Below are 22,707 nucleotides of genomic sequence, written 5' to 3' on the forward strand. Positions count from 1 at the left end.
GGCGCGCAGGGAGCCCGCCGGGGGTTTTTGCTGCTTCACGGCTGGCAAGAGCGGCCTGTGACAAACCGAGGACGCATTCGCGGCTATCATCCGGCTGGTGTGAACCATCCAGGCCCTGAGGCAAACGCAATATCAGGGCTTGCAACGGAGGCTGTCATGACCGGAACGAACACATTCGCCCTTACTTTCGCTCTGATGCTCGGGACGGCGCTGCCTGCGCTGGCGGACCAGCCCGGCGCCGACTGGATGCCGCTCGAAGAGGTTGTCGGGAAACTGAAGGCCGCCGGCTACACGGCAATCCATCAGATCGAGGCCGACGACGGGCGTTGGGAAGGAGAGGGCATGAAGAACGGTACGCGAATGGAGTTCAGCGCGGATCCCCGCACCGGCGCGATCCTGACGGAGCACCCGGACAACTGACCGCCTCGCGCATTTCCAACGCGCGAGGCCATGAACGCGGCCGCCGACCTGCAAGGCGCTCGAAACGAAAAATCCCCGGCGCAGGGAACGCCGGGGATTTCCTTTCGACCGGATATCTGCCTGTCAGCCGCGACCCTGCGTCACGATGACCGGGATCAGCAGGTCGCCCCAGTTGCCCTCGCCGCCGTGGTGACGGGCGGAGCGGACGAGCTCCACCGAGACGCCGGCCTCGACCGCCTTCATGACGGACTGGTTGAGGCGGTGCAGGTCGTTGGCGACCATGCGGATCATGGCCTGCTGGTCGGGGGTCATGGCGGAAGCCTGTTCTTCGGCTCGTTCCTTGACGCGGGTCTGGACTGTCATGGCATTTCTCCTCTTGTAACGGGGTTCTTGAAAGTGAATTGAAAGGCTTATTCGGCGGCCGGGCGGAACTGCTCGTGCTCGGTCGATTCATGCATGGCGGTCGTCGAGGACTGGCCGCCGGTAATCGCCATGGAGACGGCGTCGAAATAGCCGGTGCCGACTTCGCGCTGGTGTTTGGTCGCGGTGTAGCCGTTGGCCTCCGCCGCGAATTCCGCTTCCTGCAGTTCCGAATAGGCCGCCATCTGGCGGTCCTTGTAGCCGCGGGCCAGCTCGAACATACCGTAGTTGAGCTGGTGGAAGCCGGCGAGCGTGATGAACTGGAACTTGTAGCCCATCGCACCGAGCTCGCGCTGGAACTTGGCGATGGTCGCGTCGTCGAGGTTCTTCTTCCAGTTGAACGAGGGCGAGCAATTGTAGGCGAGCAGCTTGCCGGGATGCGCCTTGTGCACCGCCTCGGCGAACCTGCGGGCCTGTTCGAGGTCCGGCTTGCCGGTCTCCATCCAGATCAGGTCGCAATGCGGGGCATAGGAGATGGCGCGGGCGATGCACGGCTCGATGCCGTTCTTGACGTTGTAGAAGCCTTCGACCGTGCGGCCCTTGTCCGTGTCGACGAAGGGCTGGTCGCGCTCGTCGATATCGGAGGTCAGGAGTTTTGCCGCCTCGGCGTCCGTGCGGGCGACGATCAGCGTCGGCACGCCCATGACGTCGGCGGCAAGGCGCGCGGCATCGAGGTTGCGGATATGCGCGGCGGTCGGGATGAGGACCTTGCCGCCGAGATGGCCGCACTTCTTTTCGGAGGCGAGCTGGTCCTCGAAGTGGACACCGGCGGCGCCTGCCTCGATGAAGGCCTTCATGATCTCGAAGGCGTTGAGCGGGCCGCCGAAGCCGGCCTCCGCGTCGGCGACGATGGGGGCGAACCAGGTGTCGACCGAAAGGCCGTTGCCTTCCGCCGTCTCGATCTGGTCGGCGCGCTGGAGCGTGCGGTTGATGCGCTTGGCCAGTTCCGGCGCGGCGTTTGCCGGATAGAGCGACTGGTCGGGATACATGGCCGAGGCGGTATTGGCGTCGGCGGCGACCTGCCAGCCGGAGAGATAGATCGCCTTCAGGCCGGCGCGGACCATCTGCATGGCCTGGTTGCCCGAGAGCGCGCCGAGCGCGTTGACGAAGTCTTCCTCGTGGATGAGCTTCCAAAGGCGATTCGCGCCGTTCTCGGCCAGCGTATGGCGGATCTGGACCGAGCCGCGCAGCTTCTCGACCGTCTCGGCCGTATAGGGGCGTTCGACGCCGTCGAACCGGCCCTTCGGTGCGCTCGGGACGAGGTTGTAAAAATCGGTCATGATATCCTCCGGTATGATGTCTCTGGATCGGGATGTCGCTGTCTTGCTGCCCCGATTTCATGTGACACTATTTACATCGCAGCGCACAATACGGCGAGGGAAAACCGGAAAATCAGCGGGATAATCGGGTAATGATGTCTTGTCTTTGACAAGGCGGCTCTGTAAAAAAGTAAAATCTGTAAAATTGACAGCGTGGCCGATCGTGTAAAGGATTTGACACATGGCGGAGAACAAGATCTTTGCCGGGCCGAAGGTCCGGCGCATCCGCAACGCGCTCGGCCTCACCCAGACGGCGATGGCGGAAGGCCTGTCGATCTCGCCGTCCTATCTCAACCTCATCGAGCGCAACCAGCGTCCGCTGACCGTGCAGCTCCTCCTGCGCCTTGCCTCCGTCTACAAGGTGGACCTGGACGAGCTGCAGGGCGAGAGCGCCGGCAATGCGCGTCAGCTCCGCGAGGTCTTCGCCGATCCGCTGCTCGCCGGCGAGCTGCCGGGCGATCACGAGCTGGTGGAGATCGCCGATGCCGCGCCGAATGTGGCGAGCGGCATAATGAAGCTCTATCGTGCCTACCGCGAGCAGGCCGCGCGCCTGACCGATCTTGCCGAAGTCCTCGCCCGCGAAGGCCATGCCACCACGCTGTCAGGCACGCTGCTGCCGATGGACGAGGTGCGCGACAAGCTGGAAAGCCGCCCCAACTATTTCGGCGCCATCGACGAGGCGGCCGAGCGCTTTCATGCGGCGCTGGCGCCGGGCGACGACCTCGCATCGGCGCTCAAGGGCTGGCTGCGCAAGGAGCACGGCGTCGTCGTGCGCCTCCTGCCGGTCCACACCATGCCGAACCTGCGCCGCCGCTTCGACCGGCACTCCATGCGGCTCTTCCTCTCCGAGCGCCTGTCGCCCTTCGACCAGCTGCGCGAGATCGCCATGGAGACGGTGCAGCTCGCCTTGCAGGACGAGATTTTCGCCGAGCTCGACCTGCTCGCCTTCACGACGGCGGAGGCCAAGCGCATCGCCCGCTTCGAGCTGGCGCGCTACGCCGCCCATGCGCTGATGATGCCCTACGAGGCTTTCCATTCCACGGCGCAGCGCGTGCGCTACGATATCGACGTGCTGCGCTCGCGCTTTTCGGTTTCCTACGAGCAGGCGGCGAACCGGCTCACCATGCTGCAGCGGCCGGGAAAGGCAGGCGTGCCCTTCTTCATGCTGGAGATCGACAATGCCGGCCATCGCTTCCGGCGCGCGGGTGCGCAGGGCTTTCCGCAGGCGCGCTTCGGTGGCGGCTGTCCCAAGCTCGGCGTCCATGCCGCCTTTTCCCAGCCCGGGCAGATCCTCGTCGACCGGGTGGAGATGCCGGACGGCGGCACGTTCCTGACGGTCTCGCGGACGCTGGAAGGGCCGCAGGCCGCCTTCGCCGAGCGGGTGCGCCGCACGGCGCTGCTGGTCGGCTGCGATGCCGCCCATGCCGAGGAAACCGTCTATGGCGAGGCGGCGGGGCGAGGGGACGCGATCGCGGTCGGCGCCGCCTGCCGGCTGTGCGAGCGGCAGGGCTGTCTTGCCCGTGCCGAGCCGCCGGTCACGCGCCCGCTCGGGCTGGACGAAATGGTCGCCGGCCTCAGCCTTTTCGACTTCCAGTAAATTTCCGCTTGATTTCCGCCAAGGATGCGGTTTGAAATATGATAGGAATGGGAACAATGTGATATAAAAATTCGCTCTATGTTTGCGTGAATGCAGCTTGTCGCCTCTCGAAAAACAACCATAATCGGCGACTGTTCTTCTACGAACTCATAGGCCCGTGAAAGAAACTGGGAGATAAATCAATGATAAGGCATACTCTTTGGGCGACGGCCGCGGCCGCGGCGTTTTTGGTTGCCGGCGGTGCGTTTGCACAGGAAAAAGTGGTCAACGTCTACAACTGGTCCGATTATATCGACAGTTCGATCATCGACGATTTCACCAAGGAAACCGGCATCAAGGTCGTCTACGACGTCTATGACTCGAACGAGATCCTCGAGACGAAGCTCCTGGCCGGCGGCACGGGCTACGACGTGGTCGTTCCGACCAACACCTTCCTCCAGCGCCAGATCGCTGCGGGCGTCTACCAGAAGCTCGACAAGTCCAAGCTGCCAAACCTCAAGAACATGTGGGACATGGTGGCCGAGCGCATGCAGCCGTTCGACCCGGGCAACGAATATTCCATCAACTACATGTGGGGCACGATCGGCATCGGCTTCAACAAGGCCAAGATCAAGGAAGCGCTCGGCACCGACGAGGTCGATAGCTGGAAGGCGGTCTTCGATCCGGAATATGCCGCCAAGCTCAAGGATTGCGGCATTAACTTCCTCGATTCGCCGACCGACATGATCCCGGTCGTGCTGGCCTATCTCGGCCTCAATCCCGACAGCCATGACCCGGCCGATATCGCCAAGGCCGAGGAAGCGCTGCTGAAGGTTCGCCCCTTCGTCCGCAAGTTCCATTCCTCGGAATTCATCAACGGCCTTGCCAACGGCGATATCTGCGCCGCGGTCGGCTGGTCCGGCGATATCTTCCAGGCGCGCGATCGCGCCGATGAGGCCAAGAACGGCGTGGAAGTCGGCTATGCCATCCCGAAGGAAGGCACGCAGATGTGGTTCGACCAGATGGCCATTCCCGCCGACGCGCCGCATGTCGAAGAGGCGCACGCCTTCCTCAACTACATCATGCGCCCGGAAGTCATCGCCAAGTCGACGGAATACGTTCACTACGCCAACGGCAACAAGGCTTCGCAGGCGCTGCTGCCGGAAGACATCATCAAGGACCCGACGATCTATCCGGATGACGAGACCCTGAAGAAGCTCTTCACCAACACGACGCTGGATTCCAAGACGCAGCGCGTGTTCACGCGAACCTGGACCAAGATCGTGACCGGCCAGTAACCGGCTCGATAAATTGCCCGGAACCGGTTTCCGGGCAATTTCATTTTGTTCGACGCAGTTCCCGCCGCAAGCCGCCGCTTCGTCTCGCCGGAACTGCCGGGAATGCCAGAAAAAGAGAGTTGGGGACAGGCAATGAAATCTCTCGGCAATATCCGTCGTTCCTTCGCGCCCTGGATGGATCCGGACGCAAAACCGTTCATCACCTTCCGAAACGTCACGAAGAAGTTCGGCGATTTCACTGCCGTCGACGACCTCACCCTCGATATCTATCACCGCGAGTTCTTCGCCCTGCTCGGGGCCTCGGGCTGCGGCAAGTCCACGCTCCTGCGCATGCTGGCCGGCTTCGAGCGGCCGACCTCCGGCGAGATCATCCTCGACGGCCAGGACATCGCCGGCATCCCGCCCTACAAGCGGCCGGTCAACATGATGTTCCAGTCCTACGCGCTCTTCCCGCACATGACGGTGGAGAGCAATATCGGCTTCGGCCTTAGGCAGGACGGCATGCCGAAGAACGAGATCGCCGAGCGCGTCGCCCAGATGCTGAAACTGGTGAAGCTCGAGAAATTCGCCAAGCGCAAGCCGCACCAGCTTTCCGGCGGTCAGCGCCAGCGCGTGGCGCTCGCCCGCTCGCTCGCCAAGCGCCCGAAGGTGCTGCTGCTCGACGAGCCGCTCGGCGCGCTCGACAAGAAGCTGCGCGAGGAAACCCAGTTCGAGCTGATGGACCTGCAGCAGGAACTCGGCCTCACCTTCGTCGTCGTGACGCACGACCAGGAGGAGGCGATGACCATGGCCGACCGCATCGCGGTGATGAGCCACGGCAAGGTCATCCAGGTCGCCACCCCGGCGGAAATCTACGAGGCGCCGAATTCCCGCTTCGTCGCCGACTTCATCGGCGACGTGAACATCCTCGACGGCAAGGTCGCGGCGAGCGGCAACGGCAAGATCGAGCTGGCCGCCAACGAGGGCTTCACCATCCGCACCGCCGCCGCCAATGCGCCCACGCCCGGCACCGCCGCCGGCTTCGCGATCCGCCCGGAAAAGCTGAAAGTGTCGCGCAATGCGCCCGCAGACGCCACGTTCAACGCGGCGCAGGGCGAGATCTGGGATATCGGCTATCTCGGCGACATGACCGTCTTCTACGTCAAGCTGGACAGCGGCAAGGTCGTGAAGGCCTCCATGCTGAATGCCCAGCGCGAGGTGGAAAATCCCATCGCCTATGACGAGAAGGTCTGGGTCTCCTTCGGCGAGACGGCCGGCGTCGTATTGAAGGATTGATGCGATGAACAAGCTCGGCTCCGCCATCTTCAGCCGCCTTGTCATCATCGTTCCCTATGCCTGGCTGCTGTTCTTCTTCCTCATCCCCTTCTTCATCGTCTTCCGCATCTCGCTCTCCACCACGGCGATCGCCCAGCCGCCCTACGTGCCGGTCTTCGCGCTGTCGGACGGGCTTTCCGGTCTCTGGGCAAAGCTCGGCGAGCTGCATTTCGACAATTTCGTCTGGCTGACGGAGGATGCGCTCTATTTCAACGCCTATCTGTCGAGCCTGTGGATCGCGGGGCTCTCGACCGCCATCACGCTGCTGATCGGCTATCCCATCGCCTATGGCATGGCGCAGGCGCCGCGCTCGCTGCGTCCGACGCTGCTCATGCTGGTGATCCTGCCCTTCTGGACGAGCTTCCTGATCCGCGTCTATGCCTGGATCGCCATCCTCAAGCCGGAGGGGCTGCTCAACCAGTTCCTCATCGGCACGGGCATCATCGACCAGCCGCTGGTCATCATGAACACCAACTGGGCGATCTATATCGGCATCGTCTATTCCTACCTGCCCTTCATGGTGTTGCCCCTCTATTCGGCGCTCGAGAAGATGGACAACACGCTGATCGAGGCCGCGCAGGATCTCGGCTGCTCGCAGATCTCCGCCTTCTGGAAGATTACCTTCCCGCTCTCCATTCCGGGCGTCGTGGCCGGTTGCATGCTCGTCTTCATCCCGGCCGTCGGCGAGTTCGTCATCCCCGACCTTCTCGGCGGGTCGCAGACGCTGATGATCGGCAAGACGCTGTGGAACGAATTCAACGCGAACCGCGACTGGCCGGTCTCCGCCGCCGTCGCGACCATCCTGCTCCTCATCCTGGTCGTGCCCATCGTGTTCTTCCAGAATGCGCAGGCCAAGGCCGAAGAGCAGGGGAGATAAGCCCATGAACAACTCCTGGTCCCGTTTCAACATCGTCTCGGTCGTTCTCGGCTTTACCTTCCTCTACCTGCCGATCGTGCTTCTGGTCATCTTCTCCTTCAACGAGTCCAAGCTCGTGACGGTCTGGGCCGGCTTCTCGACGAAATGGTACGTCTCGCTCTTCCATAACCAGGGCCTGATGGATGCGGCCTGGGTGACGGTCCGCGTGGGCCTGCTGGCGGCGAGCGTGGCGACCGTCCTCGGCACCATGGCGGCGCTGGCGCTGACGCGTTACACGCGCTTCCGCGGCCGCCTTCTCTTCTCGGGCATGGTCTATGCGCCGCTCGTCATGCCGGAGGTCATCACCGGCCTGTCGCTGCTGCTGCTCTTCGTCGCCATCGGCTTCGACCGCGGCTTCTGGACGGTGACGCTGGCGCATATCACCTTCTCCATGTGCTTCGTGACGGTGGTGGTGCAGTCGCGCCTGCTCTCCTTCGACCGCTCGGTGGAGGAGGCGGCGCTCGACCTCGGCGCGACGCCCGTCAGGACCTTCTTCGAGGTGACGCTGCCGATCATCGCGCCGGCCGTGCTGTCCGGCTGGATGCTGGCCCTGACGCTCTCGCTCGACGACCTCGTCATCGCGAGCTTCACCTCGGGCCCTGGCGCGACGACCCTGCCGATGAAGATCTACAGCCAGGTGCGCCTCGGCGTGACGCCGGAAATCAACGCGGCCTGCACATTGCTCATCGGCATCGTCGCTGTCGGCGTCATCATCGCGTCGGTCATGACGAAGCGGCGCGAGCTGCAGCGGGTGCGCGACGAGCAGGCGGCCTTCGCCGGCCGCTGATACGGCCGGATCACCGGCGGGGCTCTTGCCCCGTCAGGACCGCGATGGGCGAGATCACCGGCTCCGGCCAGGAGCCGCCGACAAAGAAGCTGATCGCCGGACTGGTCGGGGCGCCGCCCTCCTGCGGGCGGTCGGCAAGGCTGCCGGCCAGCGCGAGGCTGCCGGTGCGGTAGGGGATCAGGCCCGAAAGCGTCAGCAGCCTGTCGGTTCCCTCGATCTCCGCCTTGGTGAGTTCGGCAAGCCCGCGATTGAGCTTCGCATCCATGTCCGCCCGCACGAAATCGAACGAGCCGTCGGCGACGTTCGACGTGCTGAAGAAGGTGTTCTGTGCCGCCCGCTGCTCGAAGGCCGGGCGGTTGAAATGGGTGAGGGTGCCCGGCCCCATGCGCAGCCGGAAACGGCCCGACATGTCGGAGACCGTCGTTGCCCAGAGCGGCAGGTCCGTCGAGAGCTCGAAATCCGCCGAGCCGATGCCGGTCGGCAGCGGGCCGGGCAGCGCGAGCGTGCTGACGATGGCGCCGATATCGACATTGCCGAGCGACATCTGCAACTGGCCACCGCCGCGGAAGCCGCTTTCGGCGAGCACGATGCGCCCCGTCATGCGCCCGCCGAGAAACGCGCTGTCGCCGACATCGAAGGAGGCCCGGCCGTTCTCGACGCGCATCCCGGCGGCGAGATCCTGCAGCGAGAACGGTGCGAAGTCCGCGCTCTTTGCGGAAAGCCGCAGGTCCATGGCGAACTGGCGGATGAAGGTGGTATCGATGCCCGGCGCATTCGGGTCGGTGCCGGGAAGAGGCGAGAAGGCGGTGAGGAAGGCGCGCAGGTCCATCTTGTCGAAGGCGAGCGTGCCGTCCACCTTCGGCAAGCCGTCCGCCGGCATGGCGATGTCGAGAACGCCCGTCGCCTCCGCATTGTCGAGCACCAGCTTGACGTTCTCGAGCCGTGCCGAAGCACCCGAGCTGGTGACGTTCGCCTCGGCGCTCACCTGACCAATATTGCCGACCGCCGGAATGTCCTTGCCCTGCCAGGCGAGCAGGCGGCTGAGCGACGGCGTCGAAAGCTGCATGGCGCCGGAGATATAGGCATTGCCGGAAAGATTGGCGGTGCCGTCGAAACCGAACTTCGCCGGGTCGGCGGAAAGGCTGGTCTGGATCTCGGCGTCCCGCCCGGCGAGAAGTGCGAGCGGATGGCCGGTGGTGAAGGACCAATGGGTCATCTCGCCGTTGACGACGCCGGAAAGCGAAAGCTCAAGTGTCCGACGGAGCGCGGGCCAGTCGATGCTGCCGTTGATGTCGGTGATGCGGTAGGGCTTCTCGCCCCGCGCGATGTCGAGCACGCCGTCGCGGATGGAGATCGTGCCGATGCGCTCGTCCTTAATGTCGGCGGGCTGGCCCTCCGGGGCCTTGGCGGTCGCGTCGATCGCCTGGATCAGCCAGCCGCTGTGGCGCCAGTTGAAGACGCCGTCGGCGCTCCATCCGGCATGAACGACGGGGCGCACGAGCTCGAAATCGCTGAAGCCCGTCTGGCCGCGCACGGCGCCGAGGAGGTCGAAGGTCGCCGAGACCTTCTCGACGGTAGCGAGCTCCCCGCTGGTGCCGTCCGCCTTCGCGCCGACGATGCGCACATTGCCGAGCGTCACGCGCGGATAGGGCCAGAAGGAAAATTCCGCTTTCCGGCCGACATGCACCGCAGCGCCGGTCCAGTTTTCCAGCGCCTGCTCGATGTCGCGCTCCACCGCCGCCGTCTGCACGAGGAAGGGGAAGGCGATGCGCCCCGCCGCGACGACGAGGAGAACCGCAAGGATGCCCCGCACCAGAAGCTTCGAACGGAGGAAACGGGATAGGGTCATGCGGGGCGCGGCTCCTCTGCCGGCAATCTTATCTCAAGCGAAACGGGGATAGGCGCTCGTGCGGAAGAAATCAAATGCCGCCATGGCGGAATTGCGTTCGGCGACGGCGCGAACGGGCGTTCCCCGCTTTATAGTGCGACGCAACATGCTATACGAATGCCATGGAGTGGAGGACAGCATGACGTCAGAAATGCCCCTGTGGGAACCTTCGGCAGAAATCCTGGAAAAGAGCCCGATGGCGCTCTTCATGAAGGCCGCCGGCCGGCGGGCCGGGCGCGCCTTCGCCTCCTATGACGAACTGCACGACTGGTCCGTCGCGGACCGGGCCGGCTTCTGGACCGCCGTCTGGGACGAATGCGGCGTCATCGGCGAGACCGGCGCGACGGCGCTCGAAAACGGCGAGCGCATGCTGGAGGCCCGCTTCTTCCCGGACGGACGGCTGAACTTTGCCGAAAACCTCCTGCGGAAGACCGGCGCGGGCGATGCCATCGTCTTCCGCGGCGAGGACAAGGTCTCCTATCGCTGGTCCTGGGACGAACTCGGCGCCCGCGTCTCGAAGCTCCAGCAGGCCTTTGCCGCCATGGGCATCGGCGAAGGCGACCGTGTCGCGGCCATGATGCCGAACATGCCGGAGACCATCGCGCTGATGCTCGCCGCCGCCTCGCTCGGTGCGATCTGGTCCTCCTGTTCGCCCGATTTCGGCGAGCAGGGCGTGCTCGACCGCTTCGGCCAGATCGAGCCGAAGCTCTTCATCGCCTGCGACGCCTATTGGTATGCCGGAAAGCTGCAGGACGTGTCCGGGAAGGTGAAGGCCGTCGCGGCCAGGCTGGAGACGCCCGTCCTCGTGGTGCATTATGCCGGCGATGCCGAGGCGCTCGCCGCCGCGCTGCCGGACGGCCGCACGCTCGACGCACTGATGGCGCCCTTTGAGGCGAAGCCTCTCGCGTTCGCACGGCTGCCGTTCCGTCATCCGCTCTACATCCTCTTTTCCTCCGGCACGACGGGCGTGCCGAAATGCATCGTGCATTCGGCCGGCGGCACGCTGCTGCAGCACCTGAAGGAGCACAGCCTGCATTGCGGGCTCGTCGAGGACGAACGGCTGTTCTATTTCACCACCTGCGGCTGGATGATGTGGAACTGGCTGGTCTCCGGCCTTGCGGTCGGCGCGACGCTCTGCCTCTTCGACGGCTCGCCCTTCCATCCGGATGGCAACGTGCTGTTCGATTATGCCGAGGCGGAACGGTTCGCCGTCTTCGGCACCTCCGCCAAATATATCGATGCGGTGCGCAAGGGCGGCTTCACGCCGGTGACGACGCACGATCTTTCGAGCCTGCGCCTTCTTACCTCCACCGGCTCGCCGCTGTCGCCGGAAGGCTTTTCCTTCGTCTACGAGGGCATCAAGCCGGACGTGCAACTCGCCTCGATTTCCGGCGGTACGGATATCGTCTCCTGCTTCGTGCTCGGCATTCCCCTGAAGCCGGTCTGGCGCGGCGAGATCCAGGGCCCCGGCCTCGGCCTTGCCATGGACGTCTGGAACGAGGACGGCCATCCGGTGCGCGAGGAGAAGGGCGAGCTTGTCTGCACCAGGGCCTTCCCCTCCATGCCCGTGATGTTCTGGAACGATCCGGACGGCGCGAAATACCGCGCCGCCTATTTCGAGCGCTTCGACAATGTCTGGTGCCACGGCGACTTCGCCGAATGGACGAGCCATGGTGGCATCATCATTCATGGCCGTTCCGACGCCACGCTCAATCCCGGTGGCGTGCGCATCGGCACGGCCGAAATCTACAACCAGGTCGAACAGCTCGAAGAGATCGCTGAAGCCCTCTGCATCGGCCAGGACTGCGACGACGACGTGCGCGTCGTGCTCTTCGTGCGCCTTGCGCCCGGCGTCGTGCTGGACGAGGCGCTGGAAAAGAAGATCAGGACGAAGATCCGCACCGGCGCATCGCCCCGCCATGTGCCGGCAAGGATCATCGCGGTCGCCGACATTCCCCGCACCAAGTCGGGCAAGATCGTCGAGCTTGCCGTGCGCGAGGTGGTGCACGGGCGTCCGGTCAAGAACAAGGAGGCGCTCGCCAATCCGGAAGCGCTGGCACTTTTCGCCGACCTGCCAGCGCTGAGATCCTGAGCGTCGCGGTTTAACGGTTTCAGGTCCGCCGCGTTAACCAAGTTTTCGGACAGGTGAACGAAACCTTTGTGCCGAAACCGGCCAGGTAAGCATTTGTTAAGTCGGGATGACGCAAGGTCGTGCCAACTTGAGCATGCCCGATGAGAGGGCTTTCCGGTCGTATCCGACCCCGGTGGCATGAAGCCGTTGACCCTGGCTTTTGTTGGACAGCATTCAAACTATCGGGGCGGCTTCTGCCGCCCTCTTTTTTATCCTTTATTCGCTCGCCTCAGTCCGCCAGCACGCGCGGGGAGGGGAAGACCACCTCGACCAGCGTGCCCTCGTTCGGCGTGGAGCTGATCGCGAAATTCGCCCGGTTGGCGTCGACCATCGCCTTGGTCAGCGGCAGGCCGAGGCCGGTGCCGTCGCCGCGCTTGCGCGCGCCCGTCGTCACCTGGCGGAAGGGCTTCATCGCCTGCTCCAGCTCGCTGCGCGTCATGCCGACGCCGGTATCGCGGATGCGCAGCACCACGCTGCCATTCGCCTCATAGGCGGTGGAGACGACGATCTGCCCGCCGGACGGCGTGAAGCGGATGGCGTTCGACAGGATGTTGAGCGCGATCTGCTTGATCGAGCGCAGGTCCGCCACGATCTGCGGCACATTGGTCGAAAGCGAGGTGCGGATGATGACGCGCTGAGCGTTCGCCTGCGGCTGCACCAGCGAGACGGCTTCCGAGATCGTCTCGTTGAGGCCGACGGCGGTGAATTCCAGCTCCATTTCGCCCGCCTCGATCTTGGAGATGTCGAGCAGGTCGTTGACGATGTCGAGCACATGGCGGCCGGACCGGCCGATGTCGTTGGCATATTCGATGTAGCGCGGATGGCCGATCGGCCCGAAGCGCTCCGTCGCCATCATGTCGGAAAAGCCGATGATGGCATTGAGCGGCGTGCGGATCTCGTGGCTGACGCGGGCGAGGAAATCGCTCTTGTGGGCGTTCGCCGTCTCGGCCGCGCGCTTGGCGTTGCGAAGCTCCTCCTCCGTGCGCTTCCACTGGGTGATGTCGCGGATGACCGCGCAATAGCCGGCGGAAGAGGAAAGGCGCCCCATGGTCATGAAGAGGGGAATGAAGCCGCCGCCCGCCTCGCGGCCGATGACCTCGCGCCCATCGTTGAGGACGCTGGCGACACCATGGCCGGAAAGGCCGGCGAGATAGTCGAGCACCGCCTTCTGGCTCTCATGGGCGAAGAGCATCGCGAAGGGACGGCCGCGCGTCTCGTCCTCGTCATAGTTGAAGAGGGCGCTCGCGGAACGGTTCATGGAGCGGATGTCACCGTCCTGGCCGACGACGACGACGCCGTCGGTGGCGGTTTCCAGAATGGAGCGCAGCTCGCTGACCTCGATGCGCAGCGCCGCGGCGGCGGCCTGGTCGGCAGGCCGTTCCTCGGATTCGGTCGGGGCCGGGGCAGCGTCGACCAGCTTGAGGACCGGCTTTTCCTGCACCGGCGTCAGCGCCAGCATGAGCGCCGTGCCGTCTTCCCAGCGGATCGACTGGAGTCGGGCGCGCACCGCGCTGGAGCTCTCGCCGTCGGCATGGCGGAGCGCCATGGTGCCGCCGCTCTCCTCGGCCTCCTCGTCGGGGCCGGCCAGCAGGATGTCGAGCCCGCCGGAGGCTTCGAGGTCCTTGAGGTCTGAATAGCCCGTCAGGCGGAAGAATTCCGGATTGGCATGGATGAGCCGGTCGCCGACATGGACGAGCAGCGCCACCGGCAGCGCGTCGACGACGGGGCCGGTCAGCCCATAGTCCATCTGGCGGCGCGAGGGGGCAAAGCCCGTGCGCTCGCCGGCAGGCTCTTCGTGCAGCATGTCGTCGGCATGGGGGCCGACTTCGAGGCCGGGCATTTCCGCTGCGGCTTCGTGGGTGGCGGTGGTCGCCACATCGTCCGCATCATCGCCGGCGGCTTTGTCGGCATCATCCGCCGTTTCCTCCGCCGGCCGATCTTCGGGCTTGCGCTTGCCGAAGGTCTCGCCGAGCTGGCGGGCGATCTCGCGGAATGCCGCCTGCTCGCCGGTGGAAAGGCCATCGAACAGGCCACCGCGATTGCGCCGGGTCTCGAGCTGCACGACCTTGTCGGAATGCCGGCGGGCGGGCGTCTCGACGAGGCGCAGCGCAGGCCGTTCGCCCCGGAATGCGTCTTCCTCGTCGCCATCGGGCGCGGGGGCCGCTTCCGCATCCACGCCTTCGGCTTCGGACTGGTCCGTCTCGACGGTCGTCGCTTCTTCGTGATCCGTGGAGGTTGCTTCCTCCGGCGAAATGGCATCGTCGCTGCCCGCATCCGCCATTTCCGGCGGCATCTCGTCCGCGTCCTGCGCCGCCGTCTCCAGCAGGGTGCCGGTCTCCTCGGCGAAGGCCTCTTCCACCAGCGCTTCGCCGGCCGGCTCGGCATCGCCCAGCGTCAGGCCGCGGGCATGCGGGTCCTCGGCCGCATCGGCGATGCGCACGATGCCGAAGCCGCGGAAGCCGTCGAATTCGCGGTTGCGGGAATAGGTGGGCAGGGCGGCGAGGTCGACGGGAACGACGAGGTTCGTGCCTTCGACCGGCCACTGGATCGTCTTGCCCGACCAGGTGTCGCGGCGGCGCAGGAGATCGCCGATCTTTCCGTCCGGGTCGAGATCGAAGCGGCCGGCGACATCGCTGAAGCGCTCGCCGGAAATCGCGGCGGCATGCGGCCCGACGGCGGCGGCGAACTCCTCCGAAATCTCGCTGAACCGGCCCTCGGCATCGATCTTCCAGACGAAACGGATCGGACGGCCCTGCGGGTTGAAGACGAAACCGGCCTTCTCCGCCGTCTCGCTCACGGGGGCAGGGGACTCGACGGCATCGGCGGCCGTAATCTCGGTGGGGGCCTCGACGTTATCGTCGTCGGCTTCTTCGGCGGCAATCTCTTCCGCCTCTTCCGCCGGGGCATCCTCGATGGGAGCCTCTTCGCCGTTCGAAACCGGCTCGGGAGTTTCCGATACTGCCGCGACGGTCTCCGCGGCAGCGGCGGGCGTCTCCTCGACGGCCGGCTCCGCTTCGGCCTGCTGGACAGGCTCGTCCTCCTCTGGGTCGAGATGGCCCAGAATAGTCTCCACGGCGAAAAGCAGGTGCAGGGCGGGGTCGTTGGAAATCTTGCCGATGGCGGCGGGCAGATGCCCGCGGCCGGTGGCGACGGGACGCTTGACGAGGTGTTCGGCGCTACGGCCGGCGGCCTCCACGAGGGCAAGGCGGGTCTGCTGGCTGATGGCCAGCCGGTCGAAGCCGTCCGAGGCGGCGACGACGGCGCCCTCGCCGTCGAGCACGGCCATGTGCGTGTCGGGATCGTCGAAGCCGGCGAGCATCGCGGCGGCCGCGTCCGCGCCGCCCTGGCTGCCGGCGACGGGCACGCTGAACAGGATGGCATCGTCGCCGCGGCGGATGGTGATCGCCTCGACCGACGCATGGACCGGCACGCTGCGGAAGCCGCTGCCGATGCGCATCAGGAAGCTGCGCCGCTCGCCCGGTGCACCTACCTGCCGCGCGGTCGCGGCAAGCTGGCGGAAGGCGACATCGGTGCGGTCCGGGCCGATATCGAGGAAATCGTAGATATTGTCCTGGCCGAAGAGGGCGGCGCCCCGGCCGTTCGACCAGAGCACCCGCGCCATGTCCTTGGAAAACAGCACGACCGCCTCGCCCCGTGCAAAGGGCAGGCGCACCCGTTCATGGACGGCGACGTCGATAAAGGGATACTGTTTCGCGGACATGTTCAGGCCTGCATCTTGCTCCGGCACCCCGGTCTTCGATTAACGCTTTATTAATAGCGGCGCACAGGCGGGGGGTCCAGCGCCGGACCCGCGCAGCCCCGGGCTTTCGGGCGGAAAGGTTAACGGCGTGTCGGATTTATTGTGCATCGCACAAAAATGTTGCAATGCGAAAAGAAATCGCCTATATGGAGGCCATCCAAGAACACGGCGCCTCTAGAGAGGGCCAAACCAAGGAGCGCAGACAATGGCTACCAAGAAGACCGACGACGTATTCTCCATCGCTTCCATCGATCCGGCCAAGCTTTCCGAGAGCTTCCGCGAATTCGCCGAGAAGGGCGCCTCGCAGACCAAGGAAGCCTATGCCAAGATGAAGGAAGCCGCCGAGGACGCAACGAAGACCGTCGAAGCGACGCTCGAAAGCGCGCAGGCCGGCTCCGTCGAACTCGGCCTCAAGGCCATCGAAGCGCTCCGCACCAATGCCGAAAGCTCGCTTTCCCACATGGAAGCCCTGCTCGGCGTGAAGTCCGTTTCCGAACTCTTCGAACTGCAGACCGCCTTCCTGCGCAAGCAGGCCGAAGTCGTCGTCGAGCAGGCCAAGTCCCTCCAGGAAACCTCCAAGAAAGTTGCCGAGAAGGTCGCCGCTCCCGGCAAGTCGGCCGCCGAAAAGGCCATGAAGTCCTTCAAGTCGGTCTGAACCGCCGCGTGAGGCGGGTTCCGACCCTGTGATGGGATGGCCGGGCGATTGCCCGGCCATTTTCGTTTGTGGAGTGTGCAGAAAACGCTTGAAAAAAGGTGCGGCTGCCCGTATGTGACCCACCAAGCGCGCTGGACGCGCCTTGTTGTGCGGTTGTAGCTCAGTTGGTTAGAGCGCAGGTTTGTGGCACCTGAGGTCGTAGGTTCGATTCCCACCAACCGTACCACTCTTCTCCCCCATATTTGAATTTCTGCTGATCTAGGCCCCTGCCGGGCTTCACAGGAACATCGCGTGTTCCTTGCGCACGAGTTCCTGCACGAATTCGGCGACGGTGCGCACGCGCACGAGGTCGCGCGCGCTTTCGTGCCATGTCGTCCAGTAGGCGCGGCGGATCGAGGTGGCGGGGAGCAGCCGGACGAGTTCGGGATATTGCCGGGCGATATAGTCGTGCAGGATGCCGACGCCCGCGCCCGAGCGCACGGCCTCCGTCTGGCCGGTGGCGCTCGAAATCTCGAAGCCGGCGTCCCAGCTGCGCATGATCTCGCCGGTGAAGTTGAGCGAGGCCGTGAAGATGAGGTCCTCCACATAGCCGATGCGCCGGTGCGCCTTGAGGTCCTCGACGCTCTCCGGCGTGCCGTTCTCCGCCAGATAGGCCTTTGAGGCATAAAGGCCGAGCGTATAGTCTGTGAGCTTGGAAGAGACGAGCCGGCCCTGTTCCGGCCGCTCCAGCGTGATCGCGATATCCGCCTCGCGCTGCGACAGCGAGAAGGAGCGGGGGACCGGCACGAGCTGGATCTTCAGTTCCGGGTGCCGCGCCGTCAGCCGGCCGAGCCGGGGGGCGAGGAAGGAGACGCCGAAACCGTCCGGCGCCCCGACGCGCACGGTGCCGGCGACCGCCGTGTCGATGCGCCCGATGCTGGCCTGCACCGCCAGCATCTCCGTTTCCATACGTTCGGCCGCGCGCAAAAAGGCCTCGCCCTCGGCGGTGAGGTCGCAGCCATTGGTGCGGCGGATGAGGAGGCGCGTCTTCAGCGCTTCCTCCAGCGCGCTGACGCGGCGGCTGAGCGTGGCGTGGTTGACGCCGAGCCGGCGGGAGGCGGCAAGGAGCTGCCCCGTGCGCGCCACCGCCAGGAACATGCGGGCGTCATCCCAGTTCATCGCAGCCTCCGACTTTAATTTCTGCACAACGGTTCCTTATCTCAGGCGCTTGAGTTGTGCAAATTGAAGTGCGATCATCCCCTCATAACCACGGAGGACTCCCCATGTACGAGATCGGACACTTCATCAACGGCAAGCACGTCCCGGGCACGAGCGGCCGCACCGCGGACGTCTACAATCCCGCCACGGGCGAGGTTCAGGCCAAGGTCGCGCTGGCGAGCGACGCCGAGCTGCAGGCCGCCGTCGACGCCGCCAAGGCCGCGCAGCCGAAGTGGGCCGCCACCAACCCGCAGCGCCGCGCCCGCGTCTTCATGAAGTTCGTCGACCTGCTCAACCAGAACATGGAAGAGCTGGCCGTGATGGTTTCGCGCGAGCACGGCAAGACGGTCGAAGATTCCAAGGGCGACGTCATCCGCGGCCTCGAAGTCTGCGAATTCGTCATCGGCATCCCGCATCTGTCCAAGAGCGAGTTCACCGAAGGCGCCGGCCCCGGCATCGACATGTATTCGATCCGCCAGCCGGTCGGCATCGGCGCGGGCATCACGCCGTTCAACTTCCCGGGCATGATCCCGATGTGGATGTTTGCCCCGGCGATCGCCTGCGGCAACGCCTTCATCCTCAAGCCTTCCGAGCGCGATCCGTCCCTGCCGATCCGCCTTGCCGAACTGATGATCGAGGCCGGCCTGCCGGCGGGCATCCTCAATGTCGTCAACGGTGACAAGGCCGCGGTCGATGGCATCGTCTCCCATCCGGATATCGGCGCGGTCTCCTTCGTCGGCTCCACGCCGATCGCCCGCTACGTCTACGGTGCCGCCACCGCCAACGGCAAGCGCGCCCAGTGCTTCGGCGGCGCGAAGAACCACATGATCATCATGCCCGACGCCGACCTCGACCAGGCCGTCAACGCTCTGATGGGCGCCGGCTACGGCTCTGCCGGCGAGCGCTGCATGGCCGTCTCCGTCGCCGTCCCGGTCGGCGAGGAAACCGCCAACCGCCTGATCGAGAAGCTGACGCCGAAGATCGAGAGCCTGCGCATCGGCCCCTATACCGACGAGAAGGCCGACATGGGCCCGGTGGTCACCAAGGAAGCCCAGGCCCGCATCCGCAGCCTCATCGACAAGGGCCTGGAAGAAGGCGCCAAGCTCGTCGTCGACGGCCGCGATTTCAAGCTGCAGGGCTACGAGAACGGCTATTTCGTCGGCGGCTGCCTCTTCGACAACGTCACGCCGGACATGGAAATCTACAAGACCGAGATCTTCGGTCCGGTCCTCTCCGTCGTGCGCGCCAAGAACTACGAGGAAGCCCTCGACCTGCCGATGAAGCATGAATACGGCAACGGCGTCGCCATCTATACCCGCGACGGCGATGCCGCCCGCGACTTCGCCAGCCGCATCAATATCGGCATGGTCGGCGTCAACGTTCCGATCCCGGTTCCGCTGGCCTACCACTCCTTCGGCGGCTGGAAGGCTTCCGCCTTCGGCGACCTCAACCAGCACGGCACGGACTCCATCAAGTTCTGGACCCGCACCAAGACCGTGACGAGCCGCTGGCCGTCCGGCATCAAGGACGGCGCCGAATTCGTCATGCCGACGATGAAGTGATCCGTAACGATCAGAAACAGGAAAGGGCTCCCGTCGGGAGCCCTTTTTGCATGCGCACATTATTTGTGCCTTGCGAAGAATAGGCCGGTCGTTCGGCCCGTTACCTCCTCGGTTCATGCACTGAAGGGGGCAAACATGGCATTGGCAGGATCGCCGCAGGCCGCAGGGCAGGCGGGGGGCTTTCATCGTATTTCCTTTACCGGCAAGGCATCCGAATATTTCGGCATCTGGATCGTCAACGTGCTTTTGACGATCGTCACGCTCGGCATCTATTCCGCCTGGGCCAAGGTCCGGCGCAACCGCTATTTCTACGGCAACACCGTCCTGCTCGGCCGGTCCTTCGAATATCATGCGCGGGGCGTGCAGATCCTCGTCGGCCGGCTCATCGTCCTCGGCGCGTTCGTCGTGCTGAACGTCCTGGCCGCCGTCGTGCCGTTCCTGGTGCTGCTGCCGACCATCGTCGTGCTGGTCGCCTTGCCGTGGCTCGTCGCGAGGGGCCTGCGCTTCGCCGCGCGCGTCACGAGCTACCGCAACGTGCGCTTCGATTTCGTCGGCGGTGCCGGCGGCGCGTTCAAGGCCTTCATCCTCGGCGGCCTGCTTTCCGTCATCACGCTCGGCATCCTCACGCCGCTCGCCAGCCGCTGGGTGTCGCGCTATCTCGGCGCGAACCTGCGCTATGGCGGCAAGTCCTTCGATACCGATCCGCCGCTCGGGCCGCTTTACAAGTCCTGGCTGCTTTCCTTCCTCATCGCGCTGATCGGTCTCGGCATCATCGCGGTCATCGTCGCGGCCAATTTCGCGCTGATCGCCGCGCTGATCGAGACACCCGGCTCGCTGGCGCCCGAGCAGCAGATCCCGCTGATCGTCAGCGCGGTCATCGGCTATATCGTCATCTTCGCCACGATGGGCATTGCCGGGCTCTTCTACCGGGCGGGCGTGCGCAACGTCGCCTGGTCCTCCACGACCTTCGACGGCAGGCATCGGCTGATGAGCGACGTTTCGCGCATCCGTTACACCTGGATCGCCATTTTCAACGTGATCGTGACGATCTTCACCCTCGGCCTGATGCGGCCCTGGGCGGCCGTTCGCCTTGCCCGCTATACGTGGGAGCACACCGGGGTTACCTTCTCGGGCGACGTCGGCGAGCTGTTCAGCAGGATCGAGGAACAGGGTTCGGCCGTCGGCGCCGAGTTCATGGACTTCGAAGGGTTCGATTTTGGCTTCTGACAATGCCGCCATCGCCGGTGGGGAATGGCACCCCGCCGGCTCCAGCCGATCGGTCGAGGCGCATCTCGTCGAAAAGGGCGGCGAGATCGCCGCCGTGCCGGTCGGGGGCGAAAGGCCGCTGGCCGGCGCCGGTCTTTCCTGGCTGGAGATTTCCAGCCGGGTCGGCTCCATCCCCCGCCGGGTGACCTTCCCGGACGGTTCGATCTTCGAGACCTGGGACAACGAGGGCATTGACCGCTACCTCGCCGCGCGGGGCAGGGGCGGGGCCGGCATGGTGCACTGGCTGGAGCAGTTCCGCCTGCGCCTCATCGTCATCGTGCTGCTCGCCTTCGCGCTCGGCAGCGCCGTCTATCGCTGGGGCGTGCCGGCGCTCGTCGAGGTCGCCGTCGTCACGACGCCGCCCATCGTGCCGCAACTGATGGGCAAGGGCACGCTGGAGGCGCTCGACAAGACGACGTTCTCGCCGACAAAGCTTTCCGAGGAGCGCCGCAGGGAGATCGCCGACGGCTTCGCCCGCATCGCGGCGCAGTCGTCGGCCGGCGCGGGCACCTATAATCTCAATTTCCGCGACGGCGGCATCATCGGTCCCAACGCCTTCGCCTTGCCGGACGGCACGCTCGTCGTCACCGACCAGCTCGTCGAGATGGCGGGTGGCGATACGGAAATGATCATCGGCGTGCTGGCGCACGAGATCGGCCACGTCGAGTTGAAGCACAGCCTTCGCCAGTTCTACCGGGCCGCCGGCATGACCGGCCTCATCATGCTGATCGCCGGCGACGTCGGCTCGGCGGTCGAGGATGTCCTGGTGCAGGGCGGCGGCCTGCTGGCGCTTTCCTATTCGCGCGCGGCGGAAGCCGAGGCCGACCGGCGCTCGGTCGAGCTGATGGCGAAGGCCGGCTACGACCCGGCGGCCATCGCCCGCTTCTTCACGCTCATCGAGGAAAAGCTCGGCGACAAGTCCGATACCAATATCCTCTCCACCCATCCGGGCACGCCGCAGCGCAGGAAGGATATCCTCGATTATGCCAGGACCGTTACCGGTCAGCCGGCGCCGGAGGGCCGGTAAATGGTTGCATCCGCTTCAACCGGTGCTTAAACCTTACCGCAAGAGTCGCCTTTAACGGGTTGATTCCCGGCTGCCGCATAACATGAATGTGTTTTTCCGCTTTTTGGAATTGTTCTAAACCGCGATCTGTCCTATATGTGATCCACTTCAAAACCGAATTCGGAGTTTCCCATGCGTCTGACGAAGCAAACCAACTATGCCGTGCGCATGTTGATGTACTGCGCGGCGAACGGGGACAAGCTCAGCCGCATCCCGGAAATCGCGAAGGCCTACGGCGTTTCGGAACTCTTCCTGTTCAAGATTCTTCAGCCGCTGACCAGGGCTGGCATCATCGAGACCGTGCGCGGCCGCAACGGCGGCGTGCGCCTGCCCAAGCCGGCGAGCGAGATCACGCTGTTCGACGTGGTGCGCGTGACGGAGGATTCTTTCGCCATGGCCGAATGTTTCGAGGCGGGCGAGATCGAATGCCCGCTCGTCGATAGCTGTGGCCTCAACGCGGCGCTGCGCAAGGCGCTGAACGCCTTCTTCGAAGTGCTGCAGCAGTACACGATCGACGATCTCGTCAAGGCGCGCCCGCAGATCGGCATGCTGCTCGGCCTCGATCACACCCGCGCCGCCCAGGCTCAGGCCCAGCAGCAGCCGGCGGCCTGAGGCGCGCCGCGCCGGATCGTCAGATTCCTGCGCCCGCTTCGTTCCTCACATATTCCCTGAGAATGAATTCGATGGCCGTCGGATCGAGCTCGGCCTTGTCTATGCGGAAGTCGACGCCGTAATCGTCGATCTTCTGGAAATAGGCATCGCTGATCGACGAGGAAATGACGCCGACCGGGCCGATATAGCCGGCATGGCGCAGCCCCGGCACGGTCTCGCGGAAGTCCGCCTGCGGCTGCAGCCGGTTATCCATCAGGATCATGTCGAGCGTCACTCCGGACGAGCGGATGAAATCGAGCGCCGCGTCCACCGTCTCTACATAATGCAGGGCGATGGCATAGCTCGCCACCTTGCGCATCAGCGCGCTGAGAATGACATTTTCCGCAGGATCGTCATCAACGAGCAGAATATGCACTTGTGCTGTCATGGCGGTGGGTGACCCGATTGGCATTATGGGCGCCGGCCTCGAAGAAAGCCGTAGCTACTCTTGTTCAGGCCGCGAATATTAACAAGTCCCTAA

At 64.9% G+C, this 22,707-nt stretch carries 18 protein-coding genes and 1 tRNA gene; 13 read left to right on the forward strand and 6 right to left on the reverse strand.

Features of this window, described 5'->3' with window-relative positions:
• Positions 1-156 precede the first annotated feature (156 nt).
• Entirely contained in the window at positions 157-420 is a 264-nt protein-coding gene (locus tag DSD28_RS17670) for a PepSY domain-containing protein (RefSeq protein ID WP_205536213.1), read from the forward strand.
• A 123-nt stretch (positions 421-543) separates the two neighbouring features.
• Here the strand turns inward: DSD28_RS17670 and DSD28_RS17675 are convergent, their stop codons facing one another.
• Both DSD28_RS17675 and aceA read right to left on the reverse strand, forming a co-directional pair.
• Positions 544-783 carry an SMc00767 family acetate metabolism repressor gene (locus DSD28_RS17675; RefSeq protein WP_023516665.1) on the reverse strand — a complete coding sequence of 80 codons (240 nt, stop codon included), beginning with the start codon at positions 781-783 and terminating at the stop codon, positions 544-546.
• A 47-nt stretch (positions 784-830) separates the two neighbouring features.
• Positions 831-2,120, reverse strand: a complete 1,290-nt coding sequence (gene aceA, locus DSD28_RS17680; protein ID WP_119257738.1) for an isocitrate lyase — start codon at positions 2,118-2,120, stop codon at positions 831-833.
• A 220-nt stretch (positions 2,121-2,340) separates the two neighbouring features.
• Between aceA and DSD28_RS17685 the strand changes: the two genes are divergently transcribed.
• The 5 genes from DSD28_RS17685 to DSD28_RS17705 all read left to right on the forward strand — a co-directional run bounded on the left by DSD28_RS17685 (position 2,341) and on the right by DSD28_RS17705 (position 8,050).
• Positions 2,341-3,756: a helix-turn-helix domain-containing protein gene (locus DSD28_RS17685; RefSeq protein ID WP_119257739.1), complete on the forward strand. Its 1,416-nt coding sequence runs from the start codon at positions 2,341-2,343 to the stop codon at positions 3,754-3,756.
• Positions 3,757-3,923: 167 nt separating this feature from the next.
• A complete protein-coding gene (locus tag DSD28_RS17690) occupies positions 3,924-5,033 on the forward strand; it encodes a polyamine ABC transporter substrate-binding protein (protein ID WP_413251133.1) in 1,110 nt (369 codons plus the stop codon).
• Between the two features lie 132 nt (positions 5,034-5,165).
• Entirely contained in the window at positions 5,166-6,308 is a 1,143-nt protein-coding gene (locus tag DSD28_RS17695; RefSeq protein ID WP_119257741.1) for an ABC transporter ATP-binding protein, read from the forward strand.
• Positions 6,309-6,312: 4 nt separating this feature from the next.
• Positions 6,313-7,224, forward strand: coding sequence for an ABC transporter permease subunit (locus DSD28_RS17700; protein ID WP_119257742.1), 912 nt, complete (start codon positions 6,313-6,315; stop codon positions 7,222-7,224).
• 4 nt (positions 7,225-7,228) lie between these two features.
• On the forward strand, positions 7,229-8,050 hold the full coding sequence (locus tag DSD28_RS17705; RefSeq protein WP_119257743.1) for an ABC transporter permease: 822 nt from the start codon (positions 7,229-7,231) through the stop codon (positions 8,048-8,050).
• A 10-nt stretch (positions 8,051-8,060) separates the two neighbouring features.
• Here the strand turns inward: DSD28_RS17705 and DSD28_RS17710 are convergent, their stop codons facing one another.
• Positions 8,061-9,899, reverse strand: coding sequence for an AsmA family protein (locus DSD28_RS17710; protein WP_119257744.1), 1,839 nt, complete (start codon positions 9,897-9,899; stop codon positions 8,061-8,063).
• Between the two features lie 178 nt (positions 9,900-10,077).
• Between DSD28_RS17710 and DSD28_RS17715 the strand changes: the two genes are divergently transcribed.
• The gene (locus DSD28_RS17715) at positions 10,078-12,030 is read left to right on the forward strand and encodes an acetoacetate--CoA ligase (RefSeq protein ID WP_119257745.1); all 1,953 of its coding nucleotides are present in this window, start codon (positions 10,078-10,080) and stop codon (positions 12,028-12,030) included.
• 268 nt (positions 12,031-12,298) lie between these two features.
• Here DSD28_RS17715 and DSD28_RS17720 read toward each other — a convergent pair whose 3' ends face one another.
• A complete protein-coding gene (locus tag DSD28_RS17720) occupies positions 12,299-15,790 on the reverse strand; it encodes a PAS domain-containing sensor histidine kinase (RefSeq protein WP_119257746.1) in 3,492 nt (1,163 codons plus the stop codon).
• A 244-nt stretch (positions 15,791-16,034) separates the two neighbouring features.
• Here DSD28_RS17720 and DSD28_RS17725 point away from each other — a divergent pair, with 244 nt between their 5' ends.
• On the forward strand, positions 16,035-16,484 hold the full coding sequence (locus DSD28_RS17725; RefSeq protein WP_119257747.1) for a phasin: 450 nt from the start codon (positions 16,035-16,037) through the stop codon (positions 16,482-16,484).
• Between the two features lie 149 nt (positions 16,485-16,633).
• Positions 16,634-16,710, forward strand: a tRNA-His gene (locus DSD28_RS17730).
• A gap of 50 nt (positions 16,711-16,760) precedes the next feature.
• Here DSD28_RS17730 and DSD28_RS17735 read toward each other — a convergent pair.
• Positions 16,761-17,642, reverse strand: a complete 882-nt coding sequence (locus DSD28_RS17735; RefSeq protein WP_119257748.1) for a LysR family transcriptional regulator — start codon at positions 17,640-17,642, stop codon at positions 16,761-16,763.
• A 104-nt stretch (positions 17,643-17,746) separates the two neighbouring features.
• Here DSD28_RS17735 and DSD28_RS17740 point away from each other — a divergent pair, with 104 nt between their 5' ends.
• The 4 genes from DSD28_RS17740 (at position 17,747) to rirA (ending at position 22,187) form a co-directional block, all read left to right on the forward strand.
• Positions 17,747-19,243, forward strand: coding sequence for a CoA-acylating methylmalonate-semialdehyde dehydrogenase (locus tag DSD28_RS17740; protein ID WP_119257749.1), 1,497 nt, complete (start codon positions 17,747-17,749; stop codon positions 19,241-19,243).
• 135 nt (positions 19,244-19,378) lie between these two features.
• On the forward strand, positions 19,379-20,470 hold the full coding sequence (locus DSD28_RS17745; RefSeq protein ID WP_119257750.1) for a YjgN family protein: 1,092 nt from the start codon (positions 19,379-19,381) through the stop codon (positions 20,468-20,470).
• Positions 20,460-21,536, forward strand: coding sequence for a M48 family metallopeptidase (locus tag DSD28_RS17750; protein ID WP_119257751.1), 1,077 nt, complete (start codon positions 20,460-20,462; stop codon positions 21,534-21,536). Before DSD28_RS17745 ends, DSD28_RS17750 begins: the two co-directional genes overlap by 11 nt.
• A gap of 171 nt (positions 21,537-21,707) precedes the next feature.
• Entirely contained in the window at positions 21,708-22,187 is a 480-nt protein-coding gene (gene rirA / locus DSD28_RS17755; protein ID WP_119257752.1) for an iron-responsive transcriptional regulator RirA, read from the forward strand.
• A gap of 19 nt (positions 22,188-22,206) precedes the next feature.
• Here the strand turns inward: rirA and DSD28_RS17760 are convergent, their stop codons facing one another.
• On the reverse strand, positions 22,207-22,614 hold the full coding sequence (locus DSD28_RS17760; protein ID WP_245424865.1) for a hypothetical protein: 408 nt from the start codon (positions 22,612-22,614) through the stop codon (positions 22,207-22,209).
• Between the last annotated feature and the right edge of the window lie 93 nt (positions 22,615-22,707).

Source organism: Shinella zoogloeoides, assembly GCF_003574625.1.
Lineage (GTDB): Bacteria > Pseudomonadota > Alphaproteobacteria > Rhizobiales > Rhizobiaceae > Shinella > Shinella zoogloeoides_A.